Raw genomic sequence first — 16,534 nt, 5'->3', positions numbered from 1 at the left:
GGGGGGATGCGAGGCTCTGCCTCGCGCTCCGGAGTATTTTGGGCGAAATGAAGGGGGGTCAGCCGCGCGTGCGCGGCGGGCGGCTCTTGTAGACCGGCAGGCGCCAGCCAAAGACCAGCGATCCGGCGCGCAGACCCCAACAGACAAGCGCGCAAAGGCCCAGCGCAGGCAGGGTGGCCAGCCCCAGCCCGGCGGCGATCACCGCCGCCACAGCCCCCGCTAGCGCGCAAGAGACATAGAGTTCGCCCTGTTTCAGGACCAGCGGCACCTCGTTGCAGACCACATCGCGCATCAGCCCGCCCAGACAGCCGGTCATCATGCCCATCAGCACCACGATCACCGGCGGTTGACCTTGTGCCAGCGCCACCCCGGTGCCGGCAGCCACCGCGATGGACAGCGCGAAACTGTCGAGCCAGATCAGAAGGCGATAGCGGCTTTCGACCAGGTGTGCGGTGAAAAAGACCAGCGCGGCAGCGCCCGAGGCGATCAGGATATAGGCGGGTTGCCCAACCCAGAACACCGGGTCGCGGCCCAAAAGCAGGTCGCGCATGGTGCCGCCGCCCACCGCCGTCAGGCAGGCGACAAAGGCAAATCCAACCAGGTCGAGCTGCGCCCGGCTGGCCACCAGCGCGCCGGTCAGGGCAAAGACCAGGACCGAGGCGTAATCGAGCAGGGCAAGCAGGCTCACGCGCGGGCCTTCTTCGGCTTGAAGGGTTTCATGCCTGCGCGCGCCAACTCGTCGGCGCGTTCGTTTTCCGGGTGGCCTGCATGGCCCTTGACCCATTCCCAGGTCACGTCATGGCGCGCCTGCGCCGCATCCAGCCGCTGCCACAGCTCGACATTCTTGACCGGCTTCTTGCCGGCGGTTTTCCAGCCGTTGCGCTTCCAGCCGAAGATCCAGCCGGTCACGCCGTTCTTTACATAGGCGCTGTCGGTGACCACGGTGATTTTCGAGGGCCGTTCCAGCGTTTCCAGCGCGTTGATCGCGGCCAGCAGTTCCATCCGGTTGTTGGTGGTCTCCCCTTCACCGCCGGACAGCTCACGTTCCTTCAGCACGGTCTCGCCCTCGATGGCGCGCAACAGCACGCCCCAGCCGCCGGGGCCGGGATTGCCGGAACAGGCGCCGTCGGTATAGGCAAAGAGCTCAGGCATGGGCGCGCATCGCGATCCAGTCCTCGACCTTGCCGCTGAGGCCCGGCCCGGCGCCGAAGGCGCGGTCGATAACTGTGAAACCGGCCTGCTGCAACAGATGCTCCAACGCGTCCTCCTGATGGTAGCTATAGAACCGGCCGAGGCTGTCACGCCCTTCGCCGGTTCCGAGTTTGAGGGCGATATGGAAAATCCCGCCGGGTTTCAAGGCCCGATGGAGCCGGGCGAGATGGCCGGGAAACTCGGCAAGGGGGGCATGCAGCAGGCTGAAATTGGCCCAGATGCCGTCATAGGCGGCGGTCTCCCCGATCTCGTCGAAACGGGCCTGACGGGCGGTGACGCCCGGGTGTTGCGCCGCCAGCGCCACCATCTCGGCCGAGGCATCAACCGCCACGACCGCAAGTTCTGCCCGCGCCATATGGGCCGCAGAGGTGCCGGGGCCGCACCCGAGATCCAGCACCCGAGCGCCGCTTGGCAGCATGGCGACAAAGGCCTCCAGCATGGGGTCGGTGGCGTTGTAATCCTCGGTCAGCGCGGCATAGTCGCTGGCGCGGCTGTCATAGATGCGGATCGTTTCTGGATCGCTCATAGAAAGGCCCCCACCGCCAGGCACAGGGTGACAACCGCTGTCAGCAAGAGGCGCAGCCGCATCCACCAGACCGGCGCCAGGCCCCAGCTGGCAAAGGCGGCATCCAGCATCAACAGGCCCAGAAAGCCGAAGATCAGGTTGATCGCCGCTCCGGTCGGGCCGCCCCCGGTCATGAAGAAGGCCCAGAGCGCGGGCAGCACCGCAAGCGCATAGCCGGTCGCGGCGCGGCGGTCATCGGCCTTGGTGGCAAAGCCCCAAAGGACGCCGGACATGAAGGCAAGGATGATCTGGCCATAGGCGATCTGCACATAAGGTCCCACAAAACGCGGGCCGAGCGCAGCGGCGCCCCAGGCCTGCAAGGCCGGGCTCAGATAGGTGAGCGCGCCCCAGAGGAACGGGATCAGCCCGGCAAGGCCCAGGATCAGCGGTGCGCGGGGGATGGTGGTCATGTGCGCTCCTTCAAAGGTGAGCCGATGAGGCAATCAACGGCAATGCCGAGATTGAAAAAGGGGTCTCAACAACCGACCGAGTTTGTCGCCCGCGCCTGTTGAGTATTCGCGGCCAGACTAGCCACGATTGCCGTTGGGTGAAAGCGCGGTTTCGGTGACGCTTGCCAGCAGGTTGCAAATGCTGGCTGTCGCGTTTGCAACAGAAGCGTCTACCGTGCTGAAATTCGGGTGGGGATCATTTGCGCAGGCTCATGCCGGCTGCCGCAATACCCGCGGAACCTTGAACTCGACATGTTCGACCGCGGTTTCGACCACCTCGACCGTCACGTCGAACCGTGTGCGAAAGGCGTCGATCACTTCATTCACCAGCAATTCGGGGGCCGAGGCACCAGCAGAGACGGCAACGGTTGCGATGCCGTCCAGCGCGCGCCAGTCGATGTCACCGGCGCGCTGCACCAACTGCGCATAAGAGCAGCCCGCCTTGGCCGCGACCTCGACCAGGCGGCGCGAGTTCGACGAGTTCGGCGCCCCAACGACTAGGAGCGCGTCCGATTTCGGCGCCACCGCCTTGACCGCCTCTTGCCGGTTGGTGGTGGCGTAACAGATGTCTTCCTTGTGCGGGCCGACGATCTGCGGGAACCGGGCCTGAAGTGCTGCCACGATGTCGCGGGTATCGTCCACCGACAGGGTGGTCTGGGTGACAAAGGCGAGGCGTTCTGGGTCACGCACCGCGATGCGGGCGACATCCTCGACCGTTTCGACCAGCAGCACCTCGCCCTCGGGCAATTGTCCCATGGTGCCGATGGTTTCAGGGTGACCGCGATGGCCGATCATGATGATCTGAAGGCCGCGTTCCGCGTGCCGCTCGGCCTCGATATGGACCTTGGACACCAGCGGGCAGGTGGCATCGACATAGATCATCTTGCGTCGCTCGGCCTCGGCCGGGATTGCTTTGGGCACGCCGTGGGCGGAAAAGATCACCGGGCGATCATCGGGACATTCATCCAGTTCCTCGACGAACACCGCCCCCTTGGCACGCAACCCGTCGACCACGAACTTGTTGTGCACGATCTCGTGCCGGACATAGACGGGGGCGCCCCATTTCTCGATTGCCATCTCGACGATCTTGATGGCGCGGTCGACACCGGCGCAAAACCCGCGCGGCGCGGCAAGATAAAGGGTGAGGGGCGATTTGGTCATGGGCGGGTCTCCTTGCCTGAGCACAGGTAAGGTTTTGTGCGGTTCAGATCCAGCCCGGTTCTGGGTGTCACGAATCCGTCACCGGAGCCGGCTAGAAGGCGGGTATTGAAGCAGGCAGTGATACTTAATGATATACGGCCAGATGATCGCTCATCTGGCCGTATTTTCTTGATGGGGTGTGCTGGCTCGGATCAGTTGCCGTTGGCCGCAAATGATCGCGACTCTGCCGGCACTTCGCGCGGGGGACGGCCGATCACATCACGCAACTCTTCAAGCTCGATGAAGTTGTCGGCCTGCCGACGCAACTCGTCCGAGATCATCGGCGGCTGGCTGCGGATGGTCGAAACGACCGAGACACGCACGCCCTGACGTTGCAGGCTGGCCACCAACGGGCGGAAATCGCCATCGCCCGAGAAGAGCACGATATGATCGACGCGCGGGGCCAGTTCCATGGCATCGACGGTCAGTTCGATATCCATGTTCCCCTTGACCTTCCGGCGCCCCATGCTGTCGGTGTATTCCTTGGCCGGTTTGGTCACCATGGTGAACCCGTTATAGTGCAGCCAATCGACAAGCGGACGGATCGGAGAGTATTCGTCGTTTTCCAGCAGTGCCGTGTAATAGAAGGCTCTCAGCATCTTTCCGCGACGCATGAACTCCTGCCTGAGAAGCTTGTAGTCGATATCAAAGCCGAGAGCCTTGGCCGCCGCATAAAGATTCGAACCGTCGATGAACAGCGCTAGCCGTTCGTCCTTATAAAACATAATTGTTCCTTCCGGTATGTACCGAAACCGCCTGCTGTCCGTGAGTGAGTGCAAATAAATTCGGCGGTTCGGTGGCACTAATGTAGGAGAATCGGCATGTATAGCAAGTCCACTCTTGACGTTCACGGAAGCCGCTTATGATCGAGAAAGAGCAAATTGGCGTTATCGCATTGGGAGGAAATCTTTCTTTTGATCAAAATCCTCCGCGCATAACGTTGCGGAATGCGACGAATGAGCTGATTGCGCGCGGGGTAAGGGTGCTCGCAGAGAGTCGGTATTTTACAACCCCGTGCTTTCCAGCAGGCGCGGGACCCGACTATATCAACGCCGCGATTTCCTTCAGCTCCGAGCTTTCTCCGGCTGCTCTCTTGCAGCTATTGCACGAAGTGGAGGCGGCATACGGGCGCGCCCGCGAACAGCGCTGGGGTATGCGCACACTGGATCTGGACCTGATCTGTTATGGCGACCGAATCCTGCCGGATCGCGAAAGCTATGACGCCTGGCGACAGCTGGACCCGGCGCGCCAGACCAAACTGGCGCCCGACCAACTGATTCTGCCTCATCCCCGGTTGCAGGATAGGGGCTTCGTGCTGGTGCCGATGGCAGATGTCGCCCCCGAATGGCACCATCCGGTCCTGGGGCTGACCGTGCAGGAGATGCTGGCGGCGCTGCCTGCCAGGGACCTAGCCGAGATCCGGCCGCTTTGACCGTAAAACCGGGCATTTCCCGCTTGTCAAGCTGGGGAATCGCGCCTAGAACCGTGCTTTCTGGACAAAGCTGCACTTTGGAGAGTCGCTGATGGCCCGCGTGACGGTAGAAGATTGCGTAGACAAGGTTCCGAACCGGTTCGAGCTGGTATTGCTTGCCGCTCATCGGGCGCGTGAGATCTCTGCCGGCGCCTCGATCACCGTGGACCGCGACAATGACAAGAACCCGGTCGTGTCGCTGCGCGAGATCGCCGACGAGACCCAGAGCGCCGACGAACTGCGTGAACGCCTGATCGAGGCGAACCAGACCCAGATCGAGGTGGACGAGCCCGAAGATGACCAGATGGCCCTGCTGATGGGTGCCGAGAGCGACCGCCCGGCCGAGGACGACATGTCCGAAGAACGCCTGCTGCGCGCCCTCATGGAGGCCCAGGGGCAGGGCTGAGAACGCCGCGTGAGAGGATGCGGACCGGATGATTTCTGCTGACGACCTGATTGCCCTGGTCCGCAACTACAATCCCAAGACCAATGCCGAGCGTCTGACCCGGGCCTATGAGTTCGGGCATCAGATGCATGATGGCCAGTTCCGCCATTCTGGCGAACCCTATTTCACCCATCCTGTTGCCGTCGCCGCCATTCTGACCGAACAGCGGCTGGACGATGCCACCATCATCACCGCGCTGCTGCACGACACGATCGAGGATACCAAGGCCAGCTATGGCCAGGTGTCCGAGCTGTTCGGCGAAGAGGTGGCGATGCTGGTCGATGGGGTGACCAAGTTGACCAACCTGCAACTGTCGTCGCGCGAGACCAAGCAGGCCGAGAATTTCCGCAAGCTGTTCATGGCGATGTCCAAGGACCTGCGGGTGATCCTGGTCAAGCTGGCTGACCGTCTGCACAACATGCGCACCATCAAGGCGATGCGCCCGGATAAGCAGGCGGTCAAGGCGCGCGAGACGATGGATATCTATGCGCCGCTTGCCGGGCGCATGGGCATGCAGTGGATGCGCGAAGAGCTGGAGGATCTGGCCTTTCGCGTGCTCAACCCAGAGGGGCGCCAGTCGATCATCCGCCGCTTCATCACGCTGCAACGCGAGACCGGCGATGTAATCCACAGGATTACCGGCGACATGCGTCACGAACTGGACAAGGCGGGCATCGAGGCCGAAGTGTTCGGGCGTGCCAAGAAGCCTTATTCGATCTGGCGCAAGATGCAGGAAAAGGACCAGGGATTCTCGCGCCTGTCCGATATTTACGGCTTTCGCATTATCACCCAGTCCGAAGAGGATTGTTATCGCACGCTCGGTACCATCCACCAACGCTGGCGCGCGGTGCCTGGCCGGTTCAAGGACTATATCAGCCAGCCGAAATCGAACGGCTATCGCTCGATCCACACCACGGTGTCGGGGCGCGACGGCAAGCGGGTCGAGGTGCAAATCCGCACCCGCCAGATGCATGACGTAGCGGAAACCGGGGTGGCGGCGCATTGGTCCTATCGCGACGGGGTGCGCACCCAGAACCCCTTTGCCGTCGATCCGGCCAAGTGGATTGCGGGCCTGACCGAACAGTTCGACAGCGAGGAGGATCACGAAGACTTCCTCGAAGCGGTCAAGCTCGAGATGTATTCCGACCAGGTGTTCTGCTTCACCCCCAAAGGTGACGTGGTCAAGCTGCCGCGCGGCGCCACCCCGATCGACTATGCCTATGCCATCCATACCCGGATCGGGCATGCCTGCGTCGGGGCCAAGGTGGACGGGATCCGGGTGCCGTTGTGGACCCGCCTCAAGAACGGCCAGTCGGTCGATGTCATTACCGCCGAGGGCCAGACGCCGCAGGTGAGTTGGCTTGAAATCGCGGTGACGGGCAAGGCCAAGACTGCGATCCGACGTGCGTTGCGCGAGGTGGACCGTGAACGGTTCATCAAGCTGGGGCATGAACTGGCGCGCTCGGCCTTTGACCATGTCGGGCGCAAGGCCACCGACAAGGCGCTTGATACCGCCGCCAAGCACCTGCGGTTGAAGGATCGCGGCGAGTTGCTGGCCCGTCTGGGTTCGGCCGAACTCACCGCCCATGACGTGGTGCAGGCTGTCTATCCCGAGTTGGCCCCAGACGAGGGCGACGCCATTCCCCCGCGCCGCGCCGTGATCGGTCTGGAACCGGGGCAGAGCTTTGACCGCGCGCCCTGCTGCCAACCGCTGCCGGGCGAGCGTATCGTCGGCATCACCTATCGCGGCAAGGGCGTGGTGGTGCATACGATTGACTGCGACCGGCTGAGCGAGTTCGAGACGCAACCCGAACGCTGGGTCGATTTGCATTGGCATTCCGGCACCCACCCGGCCGCCTATGGCGCCACGCTAGAACTGACGATCGGCAACGACGCCGGGGTGCTGGGGCGGATTTGCACATTGATAGGCGAGAAGAAGGCCAATATTTCCAATCTGGAATTCATAGACCGCAAGCCGGATTTCTATCGCCTCATGATCAGCGTCGAATTGCGCGATGTGGAACAATTGCATTCCTTGATGCTGGCGCTCGAGGCAGAGGGTGACGTGGCCTCGGTTGAACGCTACAGGGAAAAGGCCAAGGCGGGCGCCGTGGCGGTTTAAACGCCGGAAGGCAGGGAAAGGACATCCAAGCGTGGTTTTCAAGCGCCGAGATCGACGCTCTCCGCTGCAGGTGCTGTGGGAACTGATCTGGCCGCGTGGCGGTTGGACCCGTGCCTTTCACTATGTCAAACACCGGGTGCGTCGTCTGCCGGACCGGCCCGAACGGATCGCGCGGGGCATCGGTGCGGGGGTCTTCGCTTCGTTCACGCCCTTCTACGGCATCCATTTCGTGATCGCAGCCATCCTCGCTCGGCTGATCAACGGCAATATCCTGGCCGGGCTCAGCGGTACCTTCTTTGGCAATCCGTTGACCTATGTGCCGATCGGTGTGATCTCGTTGCAAACCGGGCATTTCCTGCTGGGAACCGAGTTTCAGGAAGGCGCCGAACAGGGGTTGATGCGCAAATTCGCCGGTGCTGCGGGAGAGCTGAAAGACAACTTTCTGGCACTTTTCACTGATCGCGACGCCGACTGGCAGGCGCTCGAGCTTTTCTATGATGAGGTATTCTTTCCCTATATGATCGGCGGCATCGTACCGGGGATCGTTGCGGGCGTTGTCTGCTATTACCTCAGCCTGCCGGTGATCAGCACCTATCAGAAACGCCGCCGCTCCAAGATCAAGGCCAAGTTCGAGGCGATCAAGAAAAAGGCACAGGCCGATCTGCCAAACCCGGAAAATCCCGGCTAGGGTCGGGCGCGAGCGAGTCGGAAAGGAAATCCCGTCATGTCTGTTCCCCACCTGCGTCTTGGCGTGAATATCGACCATGTGGCGACCGTGCGCAACGCGCGCGGCGGTGCCAGCCCCGACCCGATCCGCGCCGCGATCCTGGCCGAGCAGGCCGGTGCCGACGGCATCACCGCGCATCTGCGCGAGGATCGCCGCCACATCACCGATGCCGATATCGACGGGCTGATGGCGGCGCTCAGCGTGCCGCTCAACTTCGAGATGGCCGCAACCGACGAGATGCAGAAGATCGCGCTGCGCCACAAGCCGCACGCGGTCTGCATCGTGCCCGAAAAGCGCGAGGAGCGCACCACCGAAGGCGGGCTTGAGGTCGCGCGCGAGGAAAACCGGCTGGCCCATTTCATCGCGCCGCTGCGCGAAGCGGGGTGCCGGGTATCGATCTTCATCGCCGCCGACAAACGTCAGATCGAGGCCGCGCACCGGATCGGCGCGCAGGTGATCGAACTGCATACCGGGGCCTATTGCGATGCCCATGCCGAGGGCGATTTCGCCAAGCGCGACCGCGAGTTGGAGGCGATGCGCGAAATGTCCGCCTTTGCCCATTCGCTGGGGCTCGAGGTGCACGCCGGCCACGGGCTGACCTATGACACGGTGCAGCCGGTCGCGGCCTTTCCCGAGGTGAGGGAGCTGAATATCGGCCATTTCCTGATCGGCGAGGCGATCTTTCGCGGGCTCACACCCGCCATCGCCGAAATGCGCCGCCTGATGGACGAGGCGCGGGCATGACACCCGGGCTTGGCCTTGTCGTCCTGGGCTGGCTGGTGGCGGGCGGCAGTCCCGGGCCTGCCACCCTGACGATTGCCGGTACCGGCATGGCCGAAGGGCGCGGGGCCGCACTGGCCGTGGCGCTGGGCATCGTGGCAGGTTCGGCCAGTTGGGGATTGGCCGCTGCGCTGGGCATGAGCGCGCTGATGCTGACCCATGTCTGGATCGTCGAGACGGTCCGTTATGCCGGGGCGCTTTACCTGCTTTGGCTGGCGGTGAAATCCCTGCGCGCGGGCCTGGCCCCGCAAGGCATCAAACCCTTCAGAACCGCCACGGGCACGGCCCGGCGGCTGTTCCTGCGTGGTTATCTGATCCACCTGACCAATCCCAAGGCGATCCTGAGCTGGGGTGCGGTCTTTGCCATCGCGCTGCCGCCCACGGCATCTCTGGCAAGCGTATTTGCACTGTTCGCTGTGCTCATCACCGCCTCGACTTGCCTGTTTCTGGGCTATGCGCTGCTGTTTTCGACCCGCGCCATCGGCGAGGGATACCGCCGCCTGCGCCGCTGGTTCGAGCTGAGCTTTGCGCTGCTCTTTGGCGGCGCGGCGCTGAAACTGCTGACGGCCCGGTTGCAATGATCCTGGGTATCGGCACCGATCTGGCCAATATCGAGCGGATCGAGCGCACGCTCGACCGCTTTGGCGACCGCTTTCGCAACCGCGTTTTTACCGAGATCGAGCAGCGCAAGGCCGAGCGTCGCGCCGACACCGCCGGCACCTATGCCAAGCGCTGGGCCGCGAAAGAGGCCTGTTCCAAGGCGCTGGGCACCGGCCTGCGCATGGGCATCGCCTGGAAGGACATGGCGGTCAGCAACCTGCGCAGTGGCCAGCCCGTCATGCAAGTCACCGGCTGGGCCGCCGAACGCCTGCGCGAGATGACGCCCGAAGGCTACGAGGCGATCATTCATGTCACCCTGACCGATGATCACCCCTGGGCGCAGGCCTTTGTCGTGATCGAGGCGCGTCCGCTCGCCGAGGCGGGGGAGGTGAACTTGACTTACCCCGCCCCGCCCCGCATGTAGCCCCGAAACGCCCGCAGCAACTGGAGAGCCTGATGGCCAGCAAAGCCGCCAAGACCGGAAATGCCTTTGTCGAGACGATCAAGACCATCGTCTATGCGCTGCTGATCGCGGGCGTGTTCCGGACGCTGTTCTTTCAGCCGTTCTGGATCCCCTCGGGCTCGATGAAGGAAACGCTGCTGATCGGCGATTTCCTCTTCGTCAACAAGATGGCCTATGGCTATTCCTATGCTTCGTGCCCCAGCCTGGTGCTGCCGCAATTCGGCATCGACATCGACGCCGAGGATGTTTGCGGCTGGGCCAAGGGCGATAATGACCGCCTGTTCGGCGGCACGCCCGAGCGTGGCGACGTGGTGGTGTTCCGTCATCCGGTTTCGGGGCGCGATTTCATCAAGCGTCTGATCGGCTTGCCGGGCGACCGCATCCAGATGAAGGACGGCGTCCTTTACATCAATGATCAGGCGGTAAAGCTGGAAGATGACGGCGTGTTCGAGGAACTGGCCGAGGCACAAGGCCCCCAGCGCCTGCGCCCGCGCTGCGAGAACGGCCCGGTGGGCGAGGGCGGCATCTGCCAGAAGTCGCGCCAGATCGAGACGCTGCCCAACGGGGTCAGTCACAAGATCGTCAATATCGGCAATCAGGCCTCGGACCACACAGGCGTCTACACGGTGCCCGAGGGGCATTACTTCTTCATGGGCGACAACCGCGACAATTCCAGCGACAGCCGCCTGCCGCAATCGGCCGGTGGGGTCGGCTATGTGCCTTATGAGAACCTGATCGGGCGGGCCGACCGTATCATGTTCTCGTCGGCGGGCCGGTCGATGCTGTTCTTCTGGACCTGGCGCAGCGACCGTTTCTTCAAGGGGATCGAGTGAAGCTTTCGGCAGAGATGAAGGCCTTTGAGGCGCGGCTGGGCTACTCTTTCGAGCGGCCCGAACTGCTGGTGCGCGCGCTGACCCATGGTTCGATCTCCTCGGCCACCCGGCAGGACAATCAGCGGCTGGAGTTTCTGGGCGACCGGGTGCTGGGGCTGGTGATGGCGACGGCATTGCTGGAGGCGGACAAGGACGCGACCGAGGGTCAGCTGGCGCCCCGCTTCAACGCGCTGGTGCGCAAGGAGACCTGCGCCGAGGTTGCCCGCGAGGTCGATCTGGGCGCTGTGTTGAAACTGGGCCGCTCCGAAATGATGTCAGGCGGGCGGCGCAAGCTGGCGCTCTTGGGTGATGCGATGGAGGCGGTGATTGCCGCCGTCTATCGCGATGGCGGTTTTGCCGCTGCCGAGGCGGTGATCCTGCGGCTGTGGGGCGCGCGTATCCATCAGGTCGAGGCCGACGCGCGCGACGCCAAGACCGCGCTTCAGGAATGGGCGCAGGCGCGTGGCCAGACTCCGCCGCGTTATACTCTGGTAAAACGTTCTGGCCCCGATCATGCGCCGGTCTTTACCATTCTGGCAGAGCTTGCCGATGGCCGCCGGGCCGAGGCCACCGCCGGGGCCAAGCGGCAGGCCGAACAAACCGCCGCGCGCAAGCTGCTCGACAGTCTGGACTAGGCCCGCGATGCTGGCCCGCCTCGCCCTTTTGCTGCCCGCGCTGGCGCTGGGATATTGCGGGCAGGACGAGACCGCCACCGCCTATGGTGCCGCCGGGCAGGTCTGGCAGGCCCAGAGCATCGACGGCGCCGCCTTTGCCGCCGGGGCAGAGCTGCGCTTTCCCGAACCGGGCCAGATCGCGGGGCAGGGGCCGTGCAACAGTTTTACCGCCCGGCTGGACGCGCCCTATCCGTGGTTCGAAATCGCCGATCTGGTCGCCACCCGCGCCGCCTGTCCAGAGCTTGAGGCCGAGGGGGTCTTTTTCGCCGCATTGCTGGCGATGGAACAGATCGAGGTCTCGGGCGCGGTGCTGATTCTGCGCAACGAGGCCGGGCACGAGATGCTGTTCAGGGCAGCCGACTGATCAGGTCGATCAGCCGCTCGCGCGCCTGCGGCAGCGGCGCATGGCCCAGGGCGGGCGCGACGCGGTGTTCCAGGAAATAGCCGGTGGTGCGCAGGGCCAGTGCGATCTCTGGATCCGATGCCGGGCCTTCGCCGCGCAGGCAGGGGGGCAGCGGCAACAGCCGGTCGGCCCATTCGCCTGCGGCCCCCGCGCTGACCGCGCGCCCGCTGCGCGGCGAGACATAGACCAGATCGTCGCTGGCGCCGGTCACCGCGCAGGCGCTCAGGTCAAGGCCAAAGCCCAGCGCGTCAAGCAGCGCCAGCTCCCAGCGCAGATAGGCCAGCGGCCAGATCTCGTCCTGACCCAGCAGGTCCAGCAGCTGTTCGGACTGCTTGTATAGTCGGGGATGCGCCTCGCGCTCGGGCAGGCAAAAGGACAAGAGCGAGACAACCGCGTTCAGCCCGGCCAGCGCCAGCCGCCCCGACATCGCCGCCGCCGCGCGCGAGCGCAGCGGTTCCACCGTGAAACTGCCCAGATGCTCCTCCAGCCGGGCGCGCCAGCTGAGGTCGAGCTGCGCCCCCGGTTGCAGGATCGGCGCGATGCGGCGGCTGGTACCACCCCGCACCACGCCCGCATGGCGGCCATGGCTGGCGGTAAAGGTGTCGATGATGGCCGACGTCTCGCCGTGGCGACGCACGGAAAGCAGGATACCCTGATCACGCCAATCCATGTCGCCCCTCACGCTCGTTCGGGGCCAGAATGGCCGCATCCGGGGGCAGACCGCAAGGCCCGCCCGCGCGGTTCAGGCCCGTCTGGGCCTCAACCGCATTTGGAATGGCCGCAACTGCGGCAGGTCATGCAGCCCTCGACCATCTGCATGTCGAACTGGCCGCAGCTGGGGCAGGCCTTGCCGCGCGGCGCGTCGCCATTCACCACCTGCGCCTGCGGGTCCGATTTCAGGCCCATGCCCTCGCCTTCGAGAAAACCGATGGCGATCAGGTGCTGTTCGATCACCCCGCCAATGGCCGCCAGGATCGAGGGGATGTACTTGCCCTTGACCCAGGCACCGCCGCGCGGGTCGAACACGGCCTTCAACTCTTCGACCACAAAGGACACGTCGCCGCCGCGCCGAAACACTGCCGAAATCATCCGGGTCAGTGCCACGGTCCAGGCGAAATGCTCCATGTTCTTGGAGTTGATGAAGACTTCGAACGGGCGGCGGTGACCGTTGATGATGATGTCGTTGATGGTGATGTAGAGCGCATGCTCGCTGTCGGGCCACTTGATCTTGTAGGTGTTGCCTTCGAGATGCTCGGGCCGGTCCAGCGGTTCGGACATATAGATAACGTCGCCACCTTCGAACTCGTGCGGCGCATGGGCGCTTTCACCCGGCGCCTTGTCGGCGCTTTCCGAGACCGTCAGGACCGAACCGGTCACATCATTGGGCCGGTAGGTGGTGCAGCCCTTGCAGCCCAGATCCCAGGCCTGCATGTAGACGTCCTTGAACTCGTCGAACGAGATATCCTCGGGGCAGTTGATGGTCTTGGAAATCGAGCTGTCGATCCATTTCTGCGCCGCCGCCTGCATCCGCACGTGATCGGCAGGCGCCAGCGTCTGGGCGTTGACGAAATAGTCGGGCAGGGGCGTGTCGCCGAACTTGTCGCGCCACATCTGCACCGCGTAATCGACCACCTCTTCCTCGGTCCGGCTGCCGTCTTTTTGCAGCACCTTGCGGGTATAGGCATAGGCAAAGACCGGTTCGATCCCCGAAGACACGTTACCGGCATAGAGCGAGATGGTCCCGGTGGGCGCGATCGAGGTCAACAGCGCGTTGCGGATGCCATGGGCGCGGATCGCCTCGCGCACATCCTCGTCCATGGCCCGCATGGTGCCCGAGGCCAGGTATTTCTCGGCGTCAAACAGGGGAAAGGCGCCCTTTTCCTTGGCCAGCTCGACCGAGGCGAGATAGGCCGCGCGGGCGATGGCGTGCAGCCAGTCCTCGGTCTGCTTGGCGGCCTCGTCGCTGCCATAGCGCAGGCCCAGCATCAAGAGCGCATCGGCCAGCCCGGTCACGCCCAGCCCGATCCGGCGCTTGTTCTGCGCCTCGGCGGCCTGTTCGGGCAGCGGGAATTTCGAGGCATCGACCACGTTGTCCATCATCCGCACGGCGGTCGCGACCAGCTTTTGCAGCGCCTCGGGGTCCAGTTCGGCTGCGTCTTCGAACGGGTTCGTCACCAACCGCGCCAGGTTGATCGAGCCCAACAGGCAGGCGCCATAGGGCGGCAGGGGCTGTTCGCCACAGGGGTTGGTGGCGGCGATGGTTTCGACATAGTTCAGGTTGTTGGCCGCGTTGATGCGGTCGATGAAGATCACGCCCGGTTCGGCATAATCATAGGTGGCCTGCATGATCCTGTTCCACAGGGTGCGTGCCTCGACCGTGTGATAGACCTTGCCGTCGAATTGCAGCTCCCACGAGCCATCGGCCTTGACCGCCTCCATGAAGGCATCGGTGACCAGCACCGACATGTTGAACATGCGCAGGCGGGCGGGGTCGGACTTGGCGGCGATGAACTGTTCGATATCGGGATGGTCGCAGCGCATGGTCGCCATCATCGCGCCCCTGCGGGAACCGGCGGACATGATGGTGCGGCACATGGCGTCCCACACATCCATGAAGCTGAGCGGCCCCGAGGCATCGGCGGCCACGCCCTTTACATCGGCGCCGCGCGGGCGGATGGTCGAGAAATCATAGCCGATGCCGCCGCCCTGCTGCATGGTCAGCGCCGCCTCTTTCAGCATCTCGAAGATGCCGCCCATGCTGTCGGGGATGGTGCCCATGACAAAGCAGTTGAACAGCGTCACCTGCCGCGCGGTGCCCGCACCGGCGGTGATGCGCCCGGCGGGCAGGTATTTGAAATCCTCCAGCGCGGTGTAGAATTCCCGCTCCCAGCGGTCGGGATCCTGTTCGACGCGGGCCAGATCGCGGGCGATGCGGCGCCAGCTGTCCTCGACCGTCTGGTCGATCGGGGTGCCGTCCGCCTGTTTGAAACGGTATTTCATGTCCCAAATCTGCTCGGCGATGGGGGCGGCGAAACGGCTCATCGGATGATTCCCTCGTGCTGGAAGAGACATCCAGACTAAACCAAATGTGAGGTAGGCCACAACTGCTTGATGCCCGGGTGGGGTGAGCTACAATATCAAGGTGGGTCTCTGGACGACTCTGTGGGAAAGCTGTGGATAACTACCTCAATCTGATCAAGCTCAGCGTCGGGACGGAAAGCGTCGACAACCTTGCCGAATGGCAGGCGATGCGGCGGACGCAGACGCCGGACGGGCTGCCGCGCCATGTCACCCGCATGTGGCCCAAACGCGAGAGCGAGATCCTGGCGGGCGGTTCGATCTATTGGGTGATCAAGGGGTTGATCCAGTGCCGCCAGCGGGTGCTGCGGATGGACGAGGTGAACGGGCAGGACGGTACCCGGCATTGCGCGCTGGTGCTCGACCCCGAATTGCACCGCACCCACAGCACCCAGAAACGCCCGTTTCAGGGCTGGCGCTATCTGAACCCCGCCGACACGCCGCCCGACCTGCCCAAGGGACGCGCGCAGGACGATGCGTTGCCCGAGGACCTGAACCGGGCCTTGGCCGAGATCGGGGTGATCTGAACCTCAGCCGGTCCAGGGGCTGTGACGCAGGATGTCGGCGAATTCCGCGACCAGCTGCGGGAACTGGGTCCGGGTGTGGATCAAGAGAGACACGCTGCGCTGTTCCTCCAGCCCGGCGATGGGGCGGAATGTAAGCTCTGTCGGCTGTACCCGTGCCACCGAGCGCGGCAGGATCGTCACCCATTTGCCCGTCCGCACCATCGCCAACAGCGAATGGGTGTTGTGCACGGTGATCCGGGCGCGGGGCAGGGCGGCGCGTATCTCGGGCGCCTCGATCAGCCCGCACAGGCTGTTGCGGATGAAGCCCGAGGCAAAGACCGCGTCGATATCGGGTGCCTGTGGTTGCTGCGCCAGCGGATGACCGGTGGCGCAAAGCAGGCCATAGGCGTCTTCGAACAGGGTTTCGCTTTCGACCCCGTTCAGCACCGGTTGGCCCGAGACAATGCCCAGATCGGCCTGCCCTTGCAGGATCGCATCCACCACCCTGCCGCTATCCATGTCGCGCAGTTCCAGATCCAGCGAAGGATGGCGCTGCATCATCGTCTCGATCGCGCCTGGCAGCGCCAGACCAGAGGCAGAGGGGATCGACGCCACCCTGAGCAGCCCCTGCGGCGCCCGCGCCGCCGCCTCGATCGCCTGTATGGTATCGTCGAACTGGCGCAACTGCTGCTGGGCAAAGCGGAACACCTCTTGTCCCAGCGGGGTCAGGCGGTTCTTGCGCTCGTTCTCGAACAGGCGCTGGCCCAGATGCTCCTCCAACTGTTTCAGGGTCATCGACAGCGCAGACTGAGTCCGCCCCATCCGCATTGCGGCATCGGCAAGGTTTCCTGTTTGTGCAACAGTGCTGAAACAGCGCAGCATCTCGATCTTGATCATGAGTTCAGAAAACCTGAAATTTCATTAAGAAGTTTAAGTTTGACCGATATGGTGCGCGGAGTCCACCATG

General features: G+C 63.9%; 20 protein-coding genes. 11 read left to right on the top strand and 9 right to left on the bottom strand.

The genetic code is table 11. The features are described 5' to 3' along the window. Positions 1-58: 58 nt before the first annotated feature. The 6 genes from MB818_RS12000 to MB818_RS11975 form a co-directional block, all read right to left on the bottom strand. Entirely contained in the window at positions 59-688 is a 630-nt protein-coding gene (locus MB818_RS12000) for a trimeric intracellular cation channel family protein (protein ID WP_234176585.1), read from the bottom strand. After that, entirely contained in the window at positions 685-1,152 is a 468-nt protein-coding gene (gene rnhA / locus MB818_RS11995; RefSeq protein WP_234216945.1) for a ribonuclease HI, read from the bottom strand. Before rnhA ends, MB818_RS12000 begins: the two co-directional genes overlap by 4 nt. After that, the gene (locus MB818_RS11990) at positions 1,145-1,738 is read right to left on the bottom strand and encodes a class I SAM-dependent DNA methyltransferase (RefSeq protein WP_238905221.1); all 594 of its coding nucleotides are present in this window, start codon (positions 1,736-1,738) and stop codon (positions 1,145-1,147) included. The genes rnhA and MB818_RS11990 overlap by 8 nt, the downstream gene beginning before the upstream one ends. After that, positions 1,735-2,187: a DUF3429 domain-containing protein gene (locus MB818_RS11985; RefSeq protein WP_234165829.1), complete on the bottom strand. Its 453-nt coding sequence runs from the start codon at positions 2,185-2,187 to the stop codon at positions 1,735-1,737. The genes MB818_RS11990 and MB818_RS11985 overlap by 4 nt, the downstream gene beginning before the upstream one ends. A 249-nt stretch (positions 2,188-2,436) precedes the next feature. Continuing rightward, complete coding sequence (ispH, locus tag MB818_RS11980; protein ID WP_234165830.1) at positions 2,437-3,387, bottom strand: 4-hydroxy-3-methylbut-2-enyl diphosphate reductase; 951 nt, start codon at positions 3,385-3,387, stop codon at positions 2,437-2,439. Between the two features lie 191 nt (positions 3,388-3,578). Beyond that, complete coding sequence (locus tag MB818_RS11975; protein WP_234139844.1) at positions 3,579-4,151, bottom strand: LabA-like NYN domain-containing protein; 573 nt, start codon at positions 4,149-4,151, stop codon at positions 3,579-3,581. Positions 4,152-4,288: 137 nt separating this feature from the next. On the opposite strand from MB818_RS11975, the gene folK reads away from it, so the two are divergent. From folK to MB818_RS11925, 10 genes are all read left to right on the top strand, one after another. Beyond that, positions 4,289-4,858: a 2-amino-4-hydroxy-6-hydroxymethyldihydropteridine diphosphokinase gene (gene folK, locus MB818_RS11970; protein WP_238905220.1), complete on the top strand. Its 570-nt coding sequence runs from the start codon at positions 4,289-4,291 to the stop codon at positions 4,856-4,858. 91 nt (positions 4,859-4,949) lie between these two features. Further along, complete coding sequence (gene rpoZ, locus MB818_RS11965) at positions 4,950-5,303, top strand: DNA-directed RNA polymerase subunit omega (RefSeq protein ID WP_234139842.1); 354 nt, start codon at positions 4,950-4,952, stop codon at positions 5,301-5,303. Between the two features lie 28 nt (positions 5,304-5,331). Beyond that, entirely contained in the window at positions 5,332-7,464 is a 2,133-nt protein-coding gene (locus MB818_RS11960) for a RelA/SpoT family protein (RefSeq protein ID WP_234139841.1), read from the top strand. Between the two features lie 31 nt (positions 7,465-7,495). Continuing rightward, entirely contained in the window at positions 7,496-8,152 is a 657-nt protein-coding gene (locus MB818_RS11955; protein WP_234216943.1) for a DUF2062 domain-containing protein, read from the top strand. A gap of 36 nt (positions 8,153-8,188) precedes the next feature. Next, on the top strand, positions 8,189-8,935 hold the full coding sequence (locus tag MB818_RS11950) for a pyridoxine 5'-phosphate synthase (protein WP_238905218.1): 747 nt from the start codon (positions 8,189-8,191) through the stop codon (positions 8,933-8,935). Then, a complete protein-coding gene (locus tag MB818_RS11945; protein WP_238905216.1) occupies positions 8,932-9,552 on the top strand; it encodes a LysE family translocator in 621 nt (206 codons plus the stop codon). The genes MB818_RS11950 and MB818_RS11945 overlap by 4 nt, the downstream gene beginning before the upstream one ends. Then, on the top strand, positions 9,549-9,995 hold the full coding sequence (gene acpS, locus MB818_RS11940; protein WP_234139837.1) for a holo-ACP synthase: 447 nt from the start codon (positions 9,549-9,551) through the stop codon (positions 9,993-9,995). The genes MB818_RS11945 and acpS overlap by 4 nt, the downstream gene beginning before the upstream one ends. A 32-nt stretch (positions 9,996-10,027) precedes the next feature. Beyond that, on the top strand, positions 10,028-10,867 hold the full coding sequence (gene lepB, locus MB818_RS11935) for a signal peptidase I (protein WP_234139836.1): 840 nt from the start codon (positions 10,028-10,030) through the stop codon (positions 10,865-10,867). Continuing rightward, positions 10,864-11,541 carry a ribonuclease III gene (rnc, locus tag MB818_RS11930; RefSeq protein ID WP_234139835.1) on the top strand — a complete coding sequence of 226 codons (678 nt, stop codon included), beginning with the start codon at positions 10,864-10,866 and terminating at the stop codon, positions 11,539-11,541. The genes lepB and rnc overlap by 4 nt, the downstream gene beginning before the upstream one ends. A 7-nt stretch (positions 11,542-11,548) precedes the next feature. Continuing rightward, positions 11,549-11,944 (top strand): META domain-containing protein, encoded by a 396-nt coding sequence (locus MB818_RS11925; RefSeq protein ID WP_234142939.1) that lies wholly within the window; start codon positions 11,549-11,551, stop codon positions 11,942-11,944. Here MB818_RS11925 and recO read toward each other — a convergent pair. Both recO and MB818_RS11915 read right to left on the bottom strand, forming a co-directional pair. Continuing rightward, positions 11,928-12,653, bottom strand: a complete 726-nt coding sequence (recO, locus tag MB818_RS11920; RefSeq protein WP_238905214.1) for a DNA repair protein RecO — start codon at positions 12,651-12,653, stop codon at positions 11,928-11,930. The two genes, MB818_RS11925 and recO, sit on opposite strands and share 17 nt — an antisense overlap. Positions 12,654-12,742: 89 nt before the next feature. Beyond that, on the bottom strand, positions 12,743-15,025 hold the full coding sequence (locus tag MB818_RS11915; protein WP_234165836.1) for an adenosylcobalamin-dependent ribonucleoside-diphosphate reductase: 2,283 nt from the start codon (positions 15,023-15,025) through the stop codon (positions 12,743-12,745). Positions 15,026-15,156: 131 nt separating this feature from the next. Between MB818_RS11915 and MB818_RS11910 the strand changes: the two genes are divergently transcribed. After that, a complete protein-coding gene (locus MB818_RS11910; protein WP_238905212.1) occupies positions 15,157-15,588 on the top strand; it encodes a DUF1489 family protein in 432 nt (143 codons plus the stop codon). Positions 15,589-15,591: 3 nt separating this feature from the next. Here the strand turns inward: MB818_RS11910 and MB818_RS11905 are convergent, their stop codons facing one another. Next, a complete protein-coding gene (locus MB818_RS11905; protein WP_234184294.1) occupies positions 15,592-16,464 on the bottom strand; it encodes a LysR family transcriptional regulator in 873 nt (290 codons plus the stop codon). Positions 16,465-16,534 lie beyond the last annotated feature (70 nt).

This window comes from Ruegeria alba (assembly GCF_022321465.1).
Classification (GTDB): Bacteria; Pseudomonadota; Alphaproteobacteria; order Rhodobacterales; family Rhodobacteraceae; genus Ruegeria_B; species Ruegeria_B alba.
This window is presented reverse-complemented; position numbering and strand designations above follow the sequence as displayed.